11 protein-coding genes are annotated in these 15,894 nt (G+C 66.8%); 7 read left to right on the forward strand and 4 right to left on the reverse strand.

What is annotated here, in order from left to right:
- Nucleotides 1-22: 22 nt before the first annotated feature.
- Nucleotides 23-2,269 (forward strand): FG-GAP-like repeat-containing protein, encoded by a 2,247-nt coding sequence (locus K8940_RS23910; protein ID WP_317847009.1) that lies wholly within the window; start codon nt 23-25, stop codon nt 2,267-2,269.
- Between the two features lie 246 nt (nt 2,270-2,515).
- On the opposite strand, the gene K8940_RS20400 is transcribed toward K8940_RS23910, so the two are convergent.
- On the reverse strand, nt 2,516-3,811 hold the full coding sequence (locus K8940_RS20400; RefSeq protein WP_223391874.1) for a hypothetical protein: 1,296 nt from the start codon (nt 3,809-3,811) through the stop codon (nt 2,516-2,518).
- Nucleotides 3,812-4,083: 272 nt separating this feature from the next.
- Here K8940_RS20400 and K8940_RS20405 point away from each other — a divergent pair, with 272 nt between their 5' ends.
- The 6 genes from K8940_RS20405 (at nt 4,084) to K8940_RS20430 (ending at nt 11,211) form a co-directional block, all read left to right on the forward strand.
- Nucleotides 4,084-4,356, forward strand: a complete 273-nt coding sequence (locus K8940_RS20405; RefSeq protein WP_223391875.1) for a type II toxin-antitoxin system Phd/YefM family antitoxin — start codon at nt 4,084-4,086, stop codon at nt 4,354-4,356.
- Nucleotides 4,357-4,513: 157 nt separating this feature from the next.
- Entirely contained in the window at nt 4,514-4,882 is a 369-nt protein-coding gene (locus tag K8940_RS20410; RefSeq protein WP_223391876.1) for a hypothetical protein, read from the forward strand.
- A 136-nt stretch (nt 4,883-5,018) separates the two neighbouring features.
- A complete protein-coding gene (locus K8940_RS20415; RefSeq protein WP_223391877.1) occupies nt 5,019-5,276 on the forward strand; it encodes a hypothetical protein in 258 nt (85 codons plus the stop codon).
- Between the two features lie 84 nt (nt 5,277-5,360).
- The gene (locus K8940_RS20420; RefSeq protein ID WP_223391878.1) at nt 5,361-6,584 is read left to right on the forward strand and encodes a TolC family protein; all 1,224 of its coding nucleotides are present in this window, start codon (nt 5,361-5,363) and stop codon (nt 6,582-6,584) included.
- A complete protein-coding gene (locus tag K8940_RS20425) occupies nt 6,581-8,095 on the forward strand; it encodes an efflux RND transporter periplasmic adaptor subunit (RefSeq protein ID WP_223391879.1) in 1,515 nt (504 codons plus the stop codon). The genes K8940_RS20420 and K8940_RS20425 overlap by 4 nt, the downstream gene beginning before the upstream one ends.
- Nucleotides 8,092-11,211 (forward strand): efflux RND transporter permease subunit, encoded by a 3,120-nt coding sequence (locus K8940_RS20430; protein WP_223391880.1) that lies wholly within the window; start codon nt 8,092-8,094, stop codon nt 11,209-11,211. The genes K8940_RS20425 and K8940_RS20430 overlap by 4 nt, the downstream gene beginning before the upstream one ends.
- Nucleotides 11,212-11,447: 236 nt before the next feature.
- On the opposite strand, the gene K8940_RS20435 is transcribed toward K8940_RS20430, so the two are convergent.
- The 3 genes from K8940_RS20435 to K8940_RS20445 form a co-directional block, all read right to left on the reverse strand.
- A complete protein-coding gene (locus K8940_RS20435) occupies nt 11,448-13,682 on the reverse strand; it encodes a CocE/NonD family hydrolase (protein WP_223391881.1) in 2,235 nt (744 codons plus the stop codon).
- 100 nt (nt 13,683-13,782) lie between these two features.
- Nucleotides 13,783-14,580 (reverse strand): LytTR family DNA-binding domain-containing protein, encoded by a 798-nt coding sequence (locus K8940_RS20440; protein WP_223391882.1) that lies wholly within the window; start codon nt 14,578-14,580, stop codon nt 13,783-13,785.
- Nucleotides 14,581-14,899: 319 nt separating this feature from the next.
- Nucleotides 14,900-15,835 (reverse strand): TraB/GumN family protein, encoded by a 936-nt coding sequence (locus K8940_RS20445; RefSeq protein ID WP_223391883.1) that lies wholly within the window; start codon nt 15,833-15,835, stop codon nt 14,900-14,902.
- Nucleotides 15,836-15,894 lie beyond the last annotated feature (59 nt).

Raw genomic sequence — 15,894 nt, forward strand, 5'->3', positions numbered from 1 at the left:
TCGTCCGCGCGAGGAGAGTTCGATGGCCACCAAGTTCCAGACCCAGGACCTGACGTTCACGCTGCGCGCGGGGTTCACGGCCGCGTCGGCTCACGAGATCGCGGTCGCGGACTTCAACGGCGACGGCAAGGCCGACATCGCCCTCTCCTATTTCCTCTATCCGCTGGAGGACCGCGCGGTTCCGATCCGGGTGCTGACCGGGGACGGGACCGGGAACTTCACCGACGCGACGACCGCCCTGTTCGGGGACCAGCCGCCGGTGACCGTGCACGGCCGCCAGATCGTGGTGGCCGACTTCAACAAGGACGGCCGCGCGGACGCCTTCTTCGCCGACCACGGCTATGACGCCGCGCCGTTCCCCGGCGCGCGCAACGCGCTGGTCCTGTCGTCGGGGGCGACCGGCGTGGTCAACGCCACGTCGCGCCTGCCGACCTTGGCCGACTACAGCCACTCGGCCGCCGCCGGCGACATCGACGGGGACGGCGACATCGACCTCTATGTCGGCAACTACAACGGCGGGACCGAGGAGGCGTCATACATCCTGATCAACGACGGCGCGGCCAACTTCACCCTGAGCCGCGCGGGCCTGCCGGCCGACATCGTCGCGGGGCAGTACAACTCGCCGGCCAGTCTGCTGTTCGACGCCGACGGCGATGGCGATCTCGACCTGCTGCTGACGCCCAACGAAACCCAAACCCAGAGCGCGCGGCTGCTGAAGAACGACGGCAAGGGTAATTTCACCGCCCTGTCCTCGTTCGCGATGCCCAAGAACGGCGCAACCGAAAGCGTGATCGACGCCAAGGCGGCGGACATCAATGGCGATGGCAAGCTGGATCTGGTGATGACCACGGTCGTCGACCTGTTCAAGCCGGGCGCGACCCAGATCTGGATCAACGACGGCAAGGGCGGCTTCACCGACGAGACCGCCAGGCGCCTGCCCACGCAAACGACCGAGGACTGGTACACCCGCACCCAGCTGATCGACCTCAACGGCGACGGCCATGTCGACCTCCTGGCGTCGAACAGCCACAAACAGGCGGCATTCCTGAACGACGGCGCCGGCCGCTTCATCCAGCTGCCCGAGGGCTGGCTGAACATCTCGCAGTACGACCGGCTGCAGGCGGCCGACGTCAATGGCGATGGCCGCGTGGACGTGATCGCCTGGCGCGGAATCTGGGACGGCGCTGAACACGTCACCGTCCACCTGGCCGCCGACGCCGGGACCAGCGTCAACGGCGGCGCCTCGGCCGACGCCTTGATCGGCGACGCCCGCGACGAGACCTTGAACGGCCTGGCCGGCGCCGACGTGCTGGCCGGCGGCGCGGGCGACGACACGCTGAGCGGCGGCGACGGGGCCGACATCCTGATCGGCGGGGCCGGGGCGGACCGGATCGACGGCGGGGCCGGAACCGACGAGGCGCGCTACGGCGGCGCGGCGGCGGACTACACGATCGGGGTCGGCGCGTCGGGCTGGACCGTCGCCGACACGCGCGCCAATCCGCGCGACGGCGCCGACGTCCTGGTCAATGTCGAAACCCTGCTCTTCGCCGACAAGAGCATCAGCTTGGGCGACCCCGTGGTGGGCTTGGCGGTCGCCTCCTTGCTGCGGACCAGCGCCGCAGCGGGCGCCGGCGGCGTTCTGACGGCCGATCTCACGGCCAAGATCGCCGCCGGCGCCATCACCCAGGCCGCCGCCATCGCCGAGACCGTCAAGGCCGCCGACCAGACGACCTCCGTGGCGACCCTCAGCTACCTGTTCTTCACGGGCAAGATCCCGGGCCAGGGCGGGATCGACTATCTGGTCTCGCCGACCGGGCCGAACGGCAACAACCTCAACAGCGCCTACTACCAGACCTTCAATCTTGAGAACCGCTACATCAATTTCGCGGTCAATCTGGGCAAGGTCGGCGAGGGCGCCGCGAAGTTCACGGCGGACTACGGCGCGCTGACGCTGTTCGAGGCCACCCGGAAGGCCTATGCCGCGATCTTCGGCGGCGTTCCGACCGACGCCAAGGTCCACGCCCTGATCGACACCCGCGTCGACTATTTCGCCAGCTATGGCGGCGACGGCCCCAACGGCGTCGGCGCCAAGGCGGCCATGGTCGGCTGGCTGCTGGCCGAGGCCGAGAAAGCCGATCTCGGCGTCATGGCCCGGTCCAACGCAGCCTGGCTGACCGACCTGGCGGACGGCTCGGCGCCGTTCGCCATCGATATCCTCGATCCCGCCAAGGGCTACTACAAGGCCGACTTCATCTTCGGCGGCGGGTAGTCCGCATTGGCCGATCGCACGGGCGCGACTGGACGTCGGCGCGAACACCGCCACGCATTCGGCCCGCCGGCTCGCGCCAGTCTTGGAATGGCTGTCGCTCCCCGCTAAGCGCGGCTGAGCAAGTGTCGCTGCAACTTGGGCCGATCCCACTAAGGCATTGAAAACCTTATAGGTCGACCCAAGCCACAACCTGAGAAAACAACCTAACGCTGGCCCGGAAACGCCATTTCCAACTTAAGGCTGGCCCTAGTTCGCGAGTGGCTGCCCCGTGGGGAACATCCTCGCGAAATGAGACTCTACCTCCTGTCTACGCCAAAATGGGCCGTAGGAGCGCTGGATGCCGTGATCAACACCGAGACGATCGCGCATGGCTGGCGACACTCGCCATCGCCAAGCGATCTCGCGCGACGAGATCAGCTCTCGCCCCAGCACATCGACCTGGTCAGCCAGGTAGTCGGGGTGGAGCCGGCCGTTGCTGACCAGCCAGCCCACGTCGCGTGGAAAGCAATTGAGGTGCTGCTCAACTTCGCCCCGGCTAAAGTTCCTCGGAGTTAGGTGTTCGGAGGGGGCCACAGGCACCACCAGGAGATCCGGTCGTCGACCACATATGACCTCCCGGCCCAGGGCCTCCGAAACTCGAAGGTCCTTGATGCTCAGCTGACCTGCGGCCCCCTCGTCAGCGTATAGCTTCAGCTCCCGGCCTAAAGCTGACCTGATAAAGGCGCTCCACGGCTTTCGCTGTCCTCCAATCCCATGAAACAGGTCCTGAAGGCTCAAGGTCCCCATCCCGAACGGCGCGAAATCGATGCGCGCTCGCAATCGCTCGACAAAGGCTTCGACCTCTGACCGATCGAATTGCGGCAACGGGTGAAGCAGCCTGACGAACTGACATTGGTTCTCGCTAACCAGGCCCGCGCTGCAAAGCTGAAGCACACCGCTGGCCGGCAACTGGCAGGCCAAGGAAAACTCACGGAGAGACATTCGCTGAGCCAGACTACGCGCAGCGAACAGCACATCAGATTTGGCAAGCCAATCGTAATGCCGCTCCTCTCCTCGGGAGCTCACCGGGCTCAGGAGACCGCTCTCCACCAGCTTTCGGACAGTGGCGTTGTCGACTCTCATCTCCTCGGCCGCTTCACGCACCGTCAGACAGTCAGCAGCCTCTCGGTCCCGCTTGATTCTCTGGATCCCGTGGCGACAGGGCTCCCAGTCAGAAAGGAGTTTTTCCAGGAGCCGCAGGACGTCGGGAGAGCTCTGCAGGCGCTGACGCAGCCTACTGATGAAGGCGAACTCCTTGCCCCGGCTCGGCTCAGCAAGATGGTCGAAGCAATATGGGTAATCCCTCAGGAAGTTTACGGCATCCGCCAGAAAGTCGGCCCTGGCCGACGGAGGATGTTCAGAGAGATTCCACGCACTCCTGGCGCTTGCGATAAAGGAAGCAAAGCTAACTAGGAGCTTGAAGACGTCAGACCGGCGCGCGCCTATCAACAGCGCCGGGATCTCTACGTCCTCCCCGATTTCCCCCTGCGGATCTACGTTCATTAAGTCCGCAAGGAACTTGAGCGGCTCGCGCGCCTCCAACGGCACAGTGTCCGTCTTTGCCGACCTCAGATCGAAGTCGCACCGAGCGCAGAGGTGAACCTCCCTCGCGGTGCTCCAAGCCAATCCGGCCCCGCACCTGGGGCACCGGTCGATAAGGATAAGGAACTTCGGACCTTTGCCCGCCTGAGCAACTCGCCAACCATTAAATCGAAACTCAACCCCGACGTGGCGCTTGCCTAGCCTAATGGACGCAACCGTCGGAGAATAACGCCATGCGCATCATGTCCTGCAGCGACCTTCGCAAGAACCTCGCCGCCATGATCGACACGGTGACCACCGACCATGAGCCGGTCATCATCACCCGCGATCGGGGCCGTCCAGCCGCGGTGTTGATGTCTTGGGAGGAATTCGCTTCCTATGAGGAGACGAGCTACCTCTTGCGGATTCCCGCAAACGCCACGCGTTTACTTAAATCTATCGAGGAATTCGACCGAAAGGCTGACGCTATGGCAAGCGGATTTGCTAAAGAGAACGGCAATCTATAGTTGCATAAAGGTCACTTCTAGAAGTCCGCGCTGCGCCAATTGCGGACATTGAGGCCGATCCAGAAACTAGACCTGCCCGCCATATTCCCGTCAGACACCAAGCGTAGCCGTCCTGGGGATCGACAAGGTCGGCCTCTCGACCTAACTACTAAGGCGCATGCGACACCTGTTCGCCCTTCTGGCCGTTCTGGCCCTGCTGATCAGCCCGATGAGTGTCGCGGCTGCGCAGGTCGAGTGCGCCAAGGCCGGACCGGAGGCCATGGCCAGCATGGATGCGCCGACGGCTAAGTCGATGGACGCCAAGGCCACCCATGACCCGTGCTGCGACGAAAACCAAAAGGCTCCGCATGACGGCAAGTCCTGCGCCCAGGTTTGCGCGGCCATGTGCGCGACTATCGCCCCGCTGCCGGTCTCGGACATCCAGCTGCCGGCCATCGAACCGATGCGCCTGACGGCGGCAGCCTCAAACCCGCTGCGCGCCCACGCGCCGCCGCGGGACGAACGACCACCCAAACTGATCGCCTGAACCTGACCTGCGTCTGACGCGGGTCTCTCCCGCGCCGTGTCGGCGCGGGCGCGCCTGCGCGCGTCCGCCTGTCGCCGCGTCCGGGACCCGAGCGCCGCCTTCGCGCGGCTCTTCGAACCCTTTCTGGACGATCAAAATGCAAATCTCCAAGACCCTGGCCGCCGCCTTCGCCGTGGCCGCTCTCACCACGATCGCCGGTTCGCCGGCCCTGGCCTCTGCGTCGGACGACGCGGGCTTTACCTATCGGGCCTCGGCGCCGCCGGCCAACCCGAAGGACGTCTTCCGTCACAACATCAAGGTCCCAGCCCCCGAGGCGAAGACCGACATGGCGATGAAGGACTGCGGTTACCCGATGAAGATGGCGCCCGCGTCCAAGTCGGGTCACGGCGGCTAAGGCGGCCGGAGCCTGGTGGGAACACCGCCCGCCAGGCTCCACGCCTGCCGTCCGCCCTCACTTTTCCTCGTGATCGGAACTCCGATGCGTATCGCCATCACCCTGGCCGCGACCCTGCTCGCCGGCGCGGCCCATGCCGCGCCCCTCACCTACGCCCAGGCCCTCGACACGGCCGCCGCCAACGCGCCGTCCTTGCGTGCCGCCGCCCTGCAGGTCGAAGCCGCCAAGGCCTCGGCCAAAGCCGCCGGCGCCCTGCCGGATCCCAAGCTCGCCCTCGGCCTCGACAACTTCCCGGTCTCGGGTCCGCCAGCCGGCCGGTTCGGAGCCGACGAGATGACCATGGGCCGGGTCGGCTTCAGCCAGGACGTGCCCAGCGCCGCCAAGCGCCAGGCGCGGATCGGCCGGGCCGAGGCCGACATCGTCACGGCCGGCGCCGAGGGCGCGGTCGAGGCCCGCCAGGTCCGTGTCGCCACGGCGCTCGCCTGGATCCAGTTGCTCTACGCCCAGCGCAAAGTCGCCGCCCTGGACGGGGTGGTCGCCCAGCTTGCTCCACTGTGGAGCGCCGCGCCGTCCGGCGTCGCTTCCGGACGCTCAAGACCCGCCCAGGCGCTGGAGGCAGCGCAGATGCGCGCCGCCCTGGAGGACCGCCGCAGCGAGGCGGTCTCCGAACTGGGCCGCGCCCGCGCCATGCTCGTTCGCTGGACGGGCGACGCTGATCCCCAGGCGGTCGGCGAGGCGCCTGACCTCGATCTCGCGCCCGCCAATCTCAGGGCGGCGATCGACCGCAATCCCGTCGTGCTGGCCAAGGACGCCGCCGCCCGCCAAGCCCAGGCCGACGTCGCCCTGGCCAAGGCCGACAAACGTCCCGACTGGAGTTGGGAGGTGGCCTATCAGCGCCGCGACCCGATGTTCGGCGACATGGTCTCGGCCGGGGTCAGCGTCAGCCTGCCGCTGTGGGGCAAGAGCCGCCAGGACCCGATGATCGCCGCCCGCGCCGCCAGCGCCGGCCGCGCCGACGCCCAGCGCGAGGACGCCCGCCGGGCGCTGGCCGCCCAGCTCGAAGCCGACCTCGCCGACCACGTCATGCACCACGACCAATGGCTGCGGGCGCGAGACACCCTGCTGCCGCTGGCCAAGCAAAGGGCCCAGCTGGAGACCGCCGCCTACGGCGCGGGGACCGCCGGCCTGCCCGATGTGCTGACCGCCTTCTCGGGCCTCGCCGACGCCCAGCTCACCACCCTCGATCGCGAGGCCGCCGTCGCCGTCGACGCCGCCCGCCTGACCCTGACCTACGGAAACGACCAATGACCCCGTCCTCCTCGATGAAGGCGCTGCTCGCGGGCGGCGCCGCCCTGGTCGTCCTGGCCGGAGCCGGCGGCTATGGCCTGGCCCGCTTGACCGCCAAGCCGGCGATGCCGGCGACCTCGGCCGACGACCGCAAGGTGCTCTACTGGTACGACCCGATGGTCCCGGCCCAGCATTTCGACAAGCCGGGCAAATCGCCGTTCATGGACATGCAGCTGGTCCCCAAATACGCCGGCGACGCCGAGACCGTCGGTTCGGGGGCGGGCGTCCGCATCGACCCGTCGGCCGCCCAGAACCTCGGCTTCCGGCTGGCGACCGTGGAGGAAGGCGCGCTCTCCGGCGGCCTGACCGCCACCGGGATCGTCGACTTCAACCAGCGTGACATCGCCGTGGTCCAGGCCCGTAGCGGCGGGTTCGTGCAGCGGGTCTACGGCCGCGCGCCGGGCGACGTGATCGCCGTCGGCGCGCCGCTGGCCGACTTGCTGGTTCCCGAGTGGGGTGGCGCCCAGGCCGAATATCTCGCCGTCCGGCGGACCGGCGACGTGGCCCTGACCGCCGCCGCCCGCCAGCGCCTGCGCCTGTTGGGCATCCCCGACGGCGTGGTCGCCAGCCTCGACCGCGACGGCCGGCCACGCACGACGATCACCGTCACCGCGCCGTCGGGCGGGGTGATCTCCAAGCTCGACGTGCGGGCCGGCATGACCGTGGCCATGGGCCAGACCCTGGCAGAGATCAACGGCCTCTCGAAGGTCTGGGTCACGGCCGCCGTGCCCGAGGCGCAGGCCGGCCAACTGCGTCCTGGCCAAGGCGTCGGCGTCACCCTGGCGGCCTATCCGGGCGAGACCTTGCGCGGGACGGTCCAGGCCGTGCTCCCGCAGGCCCAGGGCGACAGCCGCACCTTGCAGGCGCGGATCGAACTCCCCAACCGCGACGGCCGTCTCAAGCCCGGCATGTTCGCCACCATCGCCTTCGATGGGGCGGCCCGCACCGCTTTGCTGGTGCCGTCCGAGGCGGTGATCCGCACTGGGGCGCGCAACGTGGTGATGCTGGCCGCGGACGGCGGCCGCTACCAAGCTGTCGAGGTCCGGACGGGTCGCGAGGCCGGCGGCCGAACGGAGATCCTGGCGGGACTGTCTTCGGGTCAGCGGATCATCGCCTCAGGTCAGTTTCTAGTCGACTCCGAGGCCAGCCTGGCCGGCTTGCAGGTCCAGCCGCTTCCGGCGCCGAACGCGCCGACAGGGCGAAGCGACATGACCATGGCCAAGCCCATGGCGCCGGCCAAACCGGCCTTGGCCGAAGCGACCGGCCGCGTCGAGCAGGTGACCAACAATGGCGTCACCCTGTCCCACGGGCCCGTGCCGGCGATCGGCTGGCCGGCCATGACCATGGCCTTCCGCGCCGACCCCATGCTGCTGCGCGGCCTGAAGGTCGGCGACCAGGTCAGCTTCGCCTTCGATCCGCCGCCGGCCGCCCCGACGGTCCGGCGCATCGCCAAGATCGGCGGTGGCGCATGATCGCCGCCCTCATCCGCTGGTCGGTCGCCAACCGCTTCTTCGTGCTGCTCGGCACCCTGGCGCTGATCGTGGCTGGCGGGCTGGCCGTACGCTCGACCTCGATCGACGCCTTGCCCGATCTCTCCGACACCCAGGTGATCATCCGCACCAGTTATCCAGGCCAGGCCCCACAGTTGGTCGAGAACCAGGTCACCTATCCCCTGGCCACCACCATGCTGTCGGTGCCGGGAGCCAAGACCGTGCGCGCCTATTCATTCTTCGGCGACAGCTTCGTCTACGTGATCTTTGACGACAAGACCGACCTCTACTGGGCTCGCTCGCGCGTCCTGGAGTACCTCAACCAGGTCCAGAGCCGTCTTCCAGAGAGCGCTCGCCCCTCGCTCGGCCCGGACGCCACCGGGGTCGGCTGGGTCTACGAGTACGCCTTGGTCGACAAGACCGGCGGCCACGACCTCAGCCAGCTGCGATCGATCCAGGACTGGTTCCTGCGCTACGAGATGAAGACCCTGCCGGGCGTGGCCGAGGTCTCGGCGATCGGCGGCATGGTGCGCCAGTATCAGGTCGTGCTCGATCCGCAGAAGCTGGCCAGCTTCGGCGTCACCCACCAGCAGGTGGTCGCCGCGTTGAAAGGCGCCAACGCCGAGGCCGGCGGCTCGGTGCTGGAACTAGGCGAGGCCGAGTACATGGTCCGCGCCACCGGCTATCTGAAAACGATCGAGGACTTCCAGGCCGTGCCGCTGAAGACGGCGGCCGGCGGCGCCCCAGTGCGCCTCGGCGACGTGGCGACGATCCAGGTCGGCCCGGAGATGCGGCGCGGTATCGCCGAACTCAACGGCCAGGGCGAGGTGGCTGGCGGCGTGGTGATCCTGCGCTCCGGCGAAAACGCCCGCACGACGATCGCGGCGGTGAAGGCCAAGCTGGCCGAGCTGAAGAAGAGCCTGCCGCCCGGCGTCGAGGTGGTCACCACCTACGACCGCTCGGGCCTGATCGACCGCGCCGTCCATAACCTGACCGGCAAGCTCCTGGAGGAGTTCCTGGTCGTGGCCCTGGTCTGCGCACTGTTCCTGGGCCACCTGCGCTCGGCTCTGGTGGCGATCATCTCCCTGCCGCTGGGCGTCCTGGCCGCGTTCCTAGTGATGAAGAGCCAGGGCATGGACGCCAACATCATGTCGCTGGGCGGCATCGCCATCGCCATCGGGGCCATGGTCGACGCGGCCGTGGTGATGATCGAGAACGCCCACAAGAAGCTGGAGCGCTGGGCGCACGAGCATCCGGGCGAGACGTTGGACGGCGAGACCCGCTGGACGGTGATCACCGAGGCCGCCGCCGAGGTCGGTCCGGCGCTGTTCTTCAGCCTCCTGATCATCACCCTGTCGTTCATCCCGGTCTTCACCCTACAAGCGCAGGAAGGCCGGCTCTTCCGGCCCCTGGCCTTCACCAAGACCTACGCCATGGCGGCGGCGGCCATCCTGTCGGTGACCCTGATCCCGGTGTTGATGGGCTACCTGATCCGCGGCCGAATTCCCGACGAGGCGGCCAATCCCATCAACCGCGTGCTGACGGCGGTCTACCGCCCGCTCCTGGACCGGGTGATGCGTCGCCCCAGGACCACCCTGATCGTCGCCCTGCTGGCCTTCGCGACCACTGCCTGGCCGCTCGCCCATCTGGGCGGGGAGTTCATGCCCAACATGGACGAAGGCGACCTGCTGTACATGCCCTCTGCCTTACCGGGGTTGTCGGCGGCCAAGGCCGGACAGCTGCTCCAGCAAACCGACCGGATGATCAAGACCGTGCCGGAAGTCGAGAGCGTGTTCGGCAAGGCCGGCCGGGCGGAAAGCGCCACCGATCCGGCCCCGCTGGAGATGTTCGAGACCACCATCCGCTTCAAGCCGCGCGACCAATGGCGGCCGGGCATGACGCCCGACAAGCTGGTCGCCGAACTCGATCAGCGCGTCCGCGTGCCCGGCCTGACCAATGTCTGGGTCCCGCCGATCCGCAACCGCATCGACATGCTGGCCACCGGCATCAAGAGCCCGATCGGGGTCAAGGTGTCGGGGGCCAGTCTGGCGGAACTAGACCGCATCGCTCGCAAGGTCGAGGGCGTGGCCAAGGGCGTGCCCGGCGTCAGCTCGGCCCTAGCCGAGCGCCTGACCGGCGGACGTTATGTCGACGTCCGCATCGACCGCGCCGCCGCCGCTCGGTTCGGGCTCAATATCGACGACGTCCAGTCGATCGTCTCCGGGGCGATCGGCGGCGAGACCATCGGCCAGACGGTCGAGGGCCTGGCCCGCTATCCGATTAGTGTCCGCTATCCGCGCGAGCTGCGCGACAGCCTGGAAGGCCTGCGGGCCCTGCCGATCCTCACCCCCGGTGGCGCGCAGATCACCCTGGGCACGGTGGCGCAGGTCCAGATCGCCGACGGACCGCCGATGCTGAAGAGCGAGAACGGCCGGCCCACGACCTGGGTCTATGTCGACGTCCGGGACCGGGACCTGGCCTCGGTGGTCGGCGATCTGCGTGAAGCGGTGAGCCAGAAGGTGCGGCTCTCGTCCGGCGTCAGCGTCTCCTATTCGGGCCAGTTCGAATATCTGCAGCGTGCCGCCGACCGGCTGAAGATCGTGGTGCCGGCCACCCTGCTGATCATCTTCGTCCTGCTCTACGTGATCTTCCGCCGCTTCGACGAGGCGGGGCTGATCATGGCCACCCTGCCCTTCGCCCTGACCGGCGGGATCTGGACTCTCTACCTGGCGGGCTTCCACCAGTCGGTAGCCACCAGTGTCGGCTTCATCGCCCTGGCCGGGGTCTCGGCCGAGTTCGGGGTGGTGATGCTGATCTATCTCAAGCACGCCATGGACACGCTAGGACCGGACCCGACGCCCGATCAGGTCGAGGCCGCCGTGCGGGAAGGCGCCCTGCTGCGGGTACGGCCCAAGGCCATGACCGTGGCCGTGATCCTGGCCGGTTTGGCTCCGATCCTGTGGGGCCATGGCACCGGCTCCGAAGTGATGAGTCGCATCGCCGCCCCGATGATCGGCGGCATGCTGACCGCGCCCCTGCTGTCGATGTTCGTGATCCCGGCCGGCTATCTGCTGCTGCGCCGAAGGAAAGAATTGTAAGGATTGCGCTGCCCCGCTTAGCCGCGGGGCAGTCGCGCCAGTTGCAGCCGTTGGCATCCCTCCAGCTAGCGGACCTTCACCCGCCAGGCGCAAGGACGAGATCGACCCGCTACTAACCTTTACGATGTCAGCATCCTGATCAATGTCCGGCGTCAGGTAGGTTCAATGATTCTGGCCCTCCCCCGTACAGCTGCAGGAACGACGGCCACCTTCGGTCTCGCCGTCGACCGCTGGTCTCATCGGATCCCAAGATCGAAATAGCTCCCTAGCCGCCAGCGGATTTCGATGGGCTTGCCCGCATCGGTGATGGACTCGTCGCTGACCGCTCGCCCCGTGCCGTAGTTGATCTGGGTGTCGGGGCGTTTGGGAATGGCGATGACCGCCAAGATCCGGCTTCCCGGAGCGAGCAGACGGGCGGTGAGCGTCTGGCTCGTAAAAGCGAGCGTTTGCGGGTGCCCGGGGCGAAGAAGCTGGCGGCGGCTTCGATTCGCCATGTAGCTCGCGCGGCCCAGATAGGAGGCCAGCGGAAGCATGGTCCCGTCCGCGCGTCGCTCATAGAAATCGACGGAAAGATCGAAGTCGCGCTTGTTCGTCACGATGCGGAACCGCGCCTTGAACAGACCGTCCACCTCGATCGGCTTGGTCAGCGGCGCGGTCGCGAACACCAGCGCGTTGTTCCTATCCACACCGTCGGCCGACGGAGCGGCGTCGACATCGCTGCGGTCTGCAAGATCGACGCGCAGTTCTGGCTCACGCTCGGAGACCGGAGCCGTCTTGCTGAAGAGCAGGCGCGCGCCCTCCCGTTGGCCCGTCAGGTAGAGGCGTAACGGCTTGCTGGCCATCGTGGCCAAGCTGGAGGCGTGTCGCCATCGATCGGAGCCCATCACCTGGAAGTTGATCCGATCACGCAGAATGTTGGGCATCGGCGCGCCGTGAAAAACATGATCGAACCACTTCAGGCGAACGTCCTGCAGGTCAATCTTCGCCGCCTGGTCGACCTCATAACCGCGCACCGTGGGAAGCACGCCGGTCTGCATCGCGGTGTGATGATAGGGGCCGACCAGCAGGCGATGGTCCGCCGAAGGGCGGTAGCGATAGTGCTGCTCCAGATAGTAGAGCGCCCCGACCATGCCGCCGTCATAGTACCCCGTCTGGACGAAGACCGGGATATCGACCTTGGCGAACTCCTCGCCATACGGGATCAGTCTTTGCCAGTAGGCGTCATAGTCTGGATGATCCAGCCACCGGTTAAAGATCGGGTTCGGCGTCCCGTCGATCCGGTCGAGATCGCGATAATGCCGGCCGCTCACATACCAGTTGCGTTCGAGCGCCGCCCAGCGGGCGCTGTCGCCATAGGTCTTGTCGTCCAGGCCCTTGGTGTTGGTCGTGTAGAACGGCCAAGGATACATGAACGTCTGGAACACATTGCCTTGCATCGGCGCGTCGATGCCCGGCGCGTTGCTGGCGCTGGTCGCGATCGCCTTCAGGGCGGCCGGACGGTGTTTGACGGCCGCCCATTGCGTCGAAGCGTTGTAGCTGCCGCTGAACATGCCGACGCGCCCGTCGCTCCAGGGCTGGCGCGCCAGCCACTCGATCACCGTCGCCGCATCGGCGCCGTCGTGCTCGTAGGGGACGGCAGGCCCCGGGCTGCGGCCCTTGCCGCGCGTATAGGCCACGACGCCGGCATAGCCATGGGCGGCCATCTTGACCGCGTCGGCAAAGCTCCAGTCGTCCCTGGCGTAGATGGTGAAGTTCAGCAGCGCGACCTTCTTGGTGCTTGCGGACCCGCGCGGTCGCACGATCATCACCGCGATCCGCGCGCCGTCCGGCGTGGGGACCAGAACGCGGTCGTCGACGACGAAGCGCCGCTCCGCATCGGCGCGGATCAGCGCGGCGGAGGCAGGCCAAAGAGCGGTCCAGGCAAGGACCGCCTGGCGGGCCGCGATCACATCCGCCGCTGACGCGCAGTCACGCAAGACAGCGTCAGTGCAAGCCTTCGCCGTGACGGCATACTGATCGCGCACCCGTTCCAGGTCGCCGCGATAGTCTGGAAGCACCTCGGCCATCTGCGTGTCGGACAGAGCGCCGAAGATCTCGCCGAAAGCTGTTTTCAACGCCGCGTCGGCATCCATGCCACGCGCCTCATGACGCTTTGCGCGGACATAGATGCGCCAAGGAACGAGCCCGTTCGCCTGTCGGGGTTGATCGGGCCGGTACATCGCCTGCAACCGGTCGATGCTGGTCTCAGCGGCTTCGTAGCGGCCGGCGGCGATCTGCAGCCGATAGAGACGCTTCATCTCGTCCGGCGTGGTCGCCGCGCCGTAGCGCGCGAGAAGCGCTTCGGCGACCGAGGCTTCAGCCTCAGGCTTGGCGTCGACCGGGACGGTCGAGGCGCTGGCGGCCGGCAGAGCGGCGGCCAGAGACAGCGCCGCGCACAACACAGCAGCCTGGCGAAGAGAGCGTAGGTTCAAGTGTTTTCTCCGTTCGCCTCCAGGCTAGCGAAACGGAAAACCGGCCGACGGGAAATCGGCCAACCGACACCGGGTGAAGTCGAACGGTCTCTGGAGGCCGTTAAATGATCCGCGCACGCAGGAGTCGCGCCCCTGCTCGGCTCGACTGGATAGCCTGGCCATTGGCCATGTGCAGCAGCATCCGGCCCCCGCCTGCGGGTTCCGCACGCTCGATCAGATCGACATTGACGATCGAGGAGCGGTGGACGCGCACGAATATGGCGGCGTCGAGAGATTTTTCGAATTCGGCCAGTGTCATGCGGACGAGATGATTGCGATCGAGCGTCGCCACGTCGGAATAGTCGTCGGCGCCAGTGATGCAGACGACCCGGCTGACGTCCACCGGGAGGATGTCCTCGCCGCTACGAATGAAATGGCGTGACGCCTGCCGTTTGCGCGGGACTTCCCGATCCGAGGGCGGTGCGGGGAGCGTGACCTCCGCTTCACTGGCTGCCCACTTGGCGTTCGAAATAGGTCGCCAGGCCTGGAGATAGGACAAGGCGGCGATGACGGCATAGGTCGTCGCGTTTTCCAGCAACTGCCAGGCGCTTCCCTTCCCAAATGGCTTCACTTCGAAGGCGAAGGGAGAAGCGCCGTTCGCCATACCCAGCAGGATGATCAGAACCCAAAACGACAACACCGAAAACGCCGTGCACAGAACGGCGTGGCCTAGGGTTTGGCGGATCGCGCTGCGACCGACCAGCTTCTCGATGATGAAGCGCCGCACCAAGCCGCCGAAGAGGATAACGGGGATGGTGTTGGCGATGCCCCCCACAAACGCGGCGCCAAGATCAGTATCATCACGCGCAACGAAGATCGTCACCGTGTAGGCGCAGCCGATGACAGCGACCGCGAGCATGTCGAAGGCGCGTGTCCCCAACGCCAACCCAGAACGCGTGAAGGGCGAGCTCGGCGCATCCACAATGACAGTCCCCTCACGACACTCTTCAGGACGGAATAGGTAACCGGAATCTGTGTGCGCTTGCTATGCGCCCGACCATTACCAGCGCCCCTTAGCCGACGTACGTGACGTCTGGTTCGCGGTCGTTCTCTTCGATGCTCTGAGGTAGTCGTCGATGCGTCCGGCTTGTGCATCAGATCGCAGGCGGCCACTCACAGTTCTCCAGAGCATCCGTCTTTGCGCTCCGTTTCGCGGGAGTTCACCGACATTTCCGCTCTCAGTTGACCTCAAATCCGGCGCGCCGTAACTGGACCAGCATGCTTTCTGGGCCGACGAGGTGATAGAGGCCGACAACGACCAGCGCCGGCTTCGGACCGCTCAGCATCGTCTCGAAACGCGGAACCCAAGCGCGATTCCGTTCGACCGTGAGTTTGGCATAAAGCTCCGGATAATCGCGACGTTCGTGATCGACAAAATCCGCCGCCGCCGTCTGTCGGCCCGCGAGCCATTCTGTCGATATGCGCTCGGCCCCTTCGCGGCCCAGCAACGCGCCATCGACGGCGTAGCAAAGGAACTGCGCCTCCTGTTTCGGGGTCATGCCGGCGAACCAGGCAAAGACGTCGTCCTTCACCTCGAACTCGCTCGAGACTGGAACCCCGATTTCGGTGGCCCGTGCGCTGAGAACGGCGTTGGCCGATTTCCCGGTCAGACCTGCGGCTCGGTAACCAGCGTCCTCGATCGTCGCGCCGATCAGCCACGGCCGCGCGCCAGCCAGACCGTTCATGGATACGGCGGTCAGAGCCATTGCGGTCTTCAAGCGGGCCAACTGCTCCGGCGACAGCAGCTCCAGAGGCGACGGCGCCGTCGACATGCCAAACTGCTTGATGAGCTCCCCACCGGGACGCCGGTAGATTTGGTTCGTCTCGGTCCATAGACGGCCGCAACGCTCGAGCAACGCCAAGATCTCAGGGGCATGCCAATCCACGGGGCGGGGCAGGGTTTCGCCTAAAACATAGGTGAGCTTGCCGCCCTTCTTCACGGTCCAGAGCGGCGCCTTGGGCGCGGCAAGCACCGATCCTGGCGCTAAAGCAACGCAAGCTGCGGGGAGGCCATAGTTGAAGAACTGGCGTCGCGTGCGCTGAATTTCAGGCAACGGGGCATCGGCACTTGCCTGGAGAGCAAGCTCAGGCAGCGGCGTCCTCGGTCCCTTCATGCAGCCAGTCCTCCCGTTCCAATCCAGGAGGACGTTCGCACGCGCCGGTGCTCGCATCA

Origin of the sequence: Caulobacter segnis (assembly GCF_019931575.1) — a bacterium.
GTDB classification, from domain to species: Bacteria; Pseudomonadota; Alphaproteobacteria; order Caulobacterales; family Caulobacteraceae; genus Caulobacter; species Caulobacter segnis_C.

Bases quoted from the DNA above. Each gene is read 5' to 3' on its own strand.
- K8940_RS23910 (WP_317847009.1), top strand. From the start codon at position 23: ATGGCCACCAAGTTCCAGACCCAGGACCTGACGTTCACGCTGCGCGCG.
- K8940_RS20400 (WP_223391874.1), bottom strand. From the start codon at position 3,811: ATGAACGTAGATCCGCAGGGGGAAATCGGGGAGGACGTAGAGATCCCG.
- K8940_RS20405 (WP_223391875.1), top strand. From the start codon at position 4,084: ATGCGCATCATGTCCTGCAGCGACCTTCGCAAGAACCTCGCCGCCATG.
- K8940_RS20410 (WP_223391876.1), top strand. From the start codon at position 4,514: ATGCGACACCTGTTCGCCCTTCTGGCCGTTCTGGCCCTGCTGATCAGC.
- K8940_RS20415 (WP_223391877.1), top strand. From the start codon at position 5,019: ATGCAAATCTCCAAGACCCTGGCCGCCGCCTTCGCCGTGGCCGCTCTC.
- K8940_RS20420 (WP_223391878.1), top strand. From the start codon at position 5,361: ATGCGTATCGCCATCACCCTGGCCGCGACCCTGCTCGCCGGCGCGGCC.
- K8940_RS20425 (WP_223391879.1), top strand. From the start codon at position 6,581: ATGACCCCGTCCTCCTCGATGAAGGCGCTGCTCGCGGGCGGCGCCGCC.
- K8940_RS20430 (WP_223391880.1), top strand. From the start codon at position 8,092: ATGATCGCCGCCCTCATCCGCTGGTCGGTCGCCAACCGCTTCTTCGTG.
- K8940_RS20440 (WP_223391882.1), bottom strand. From the start codon at position 14,580: ATGCTCGCGGTCGCTGTCATCGGCTGCGCCTACACGGTGACGATCTTC.
- K8940_RS20445 (WP_223391883.1), bottom strand. From the start codon at position 15,835: ATGAAGGGACCGAGGACGCCGCTGCCTGAGCTTGCTCTCCAGGCAAGT.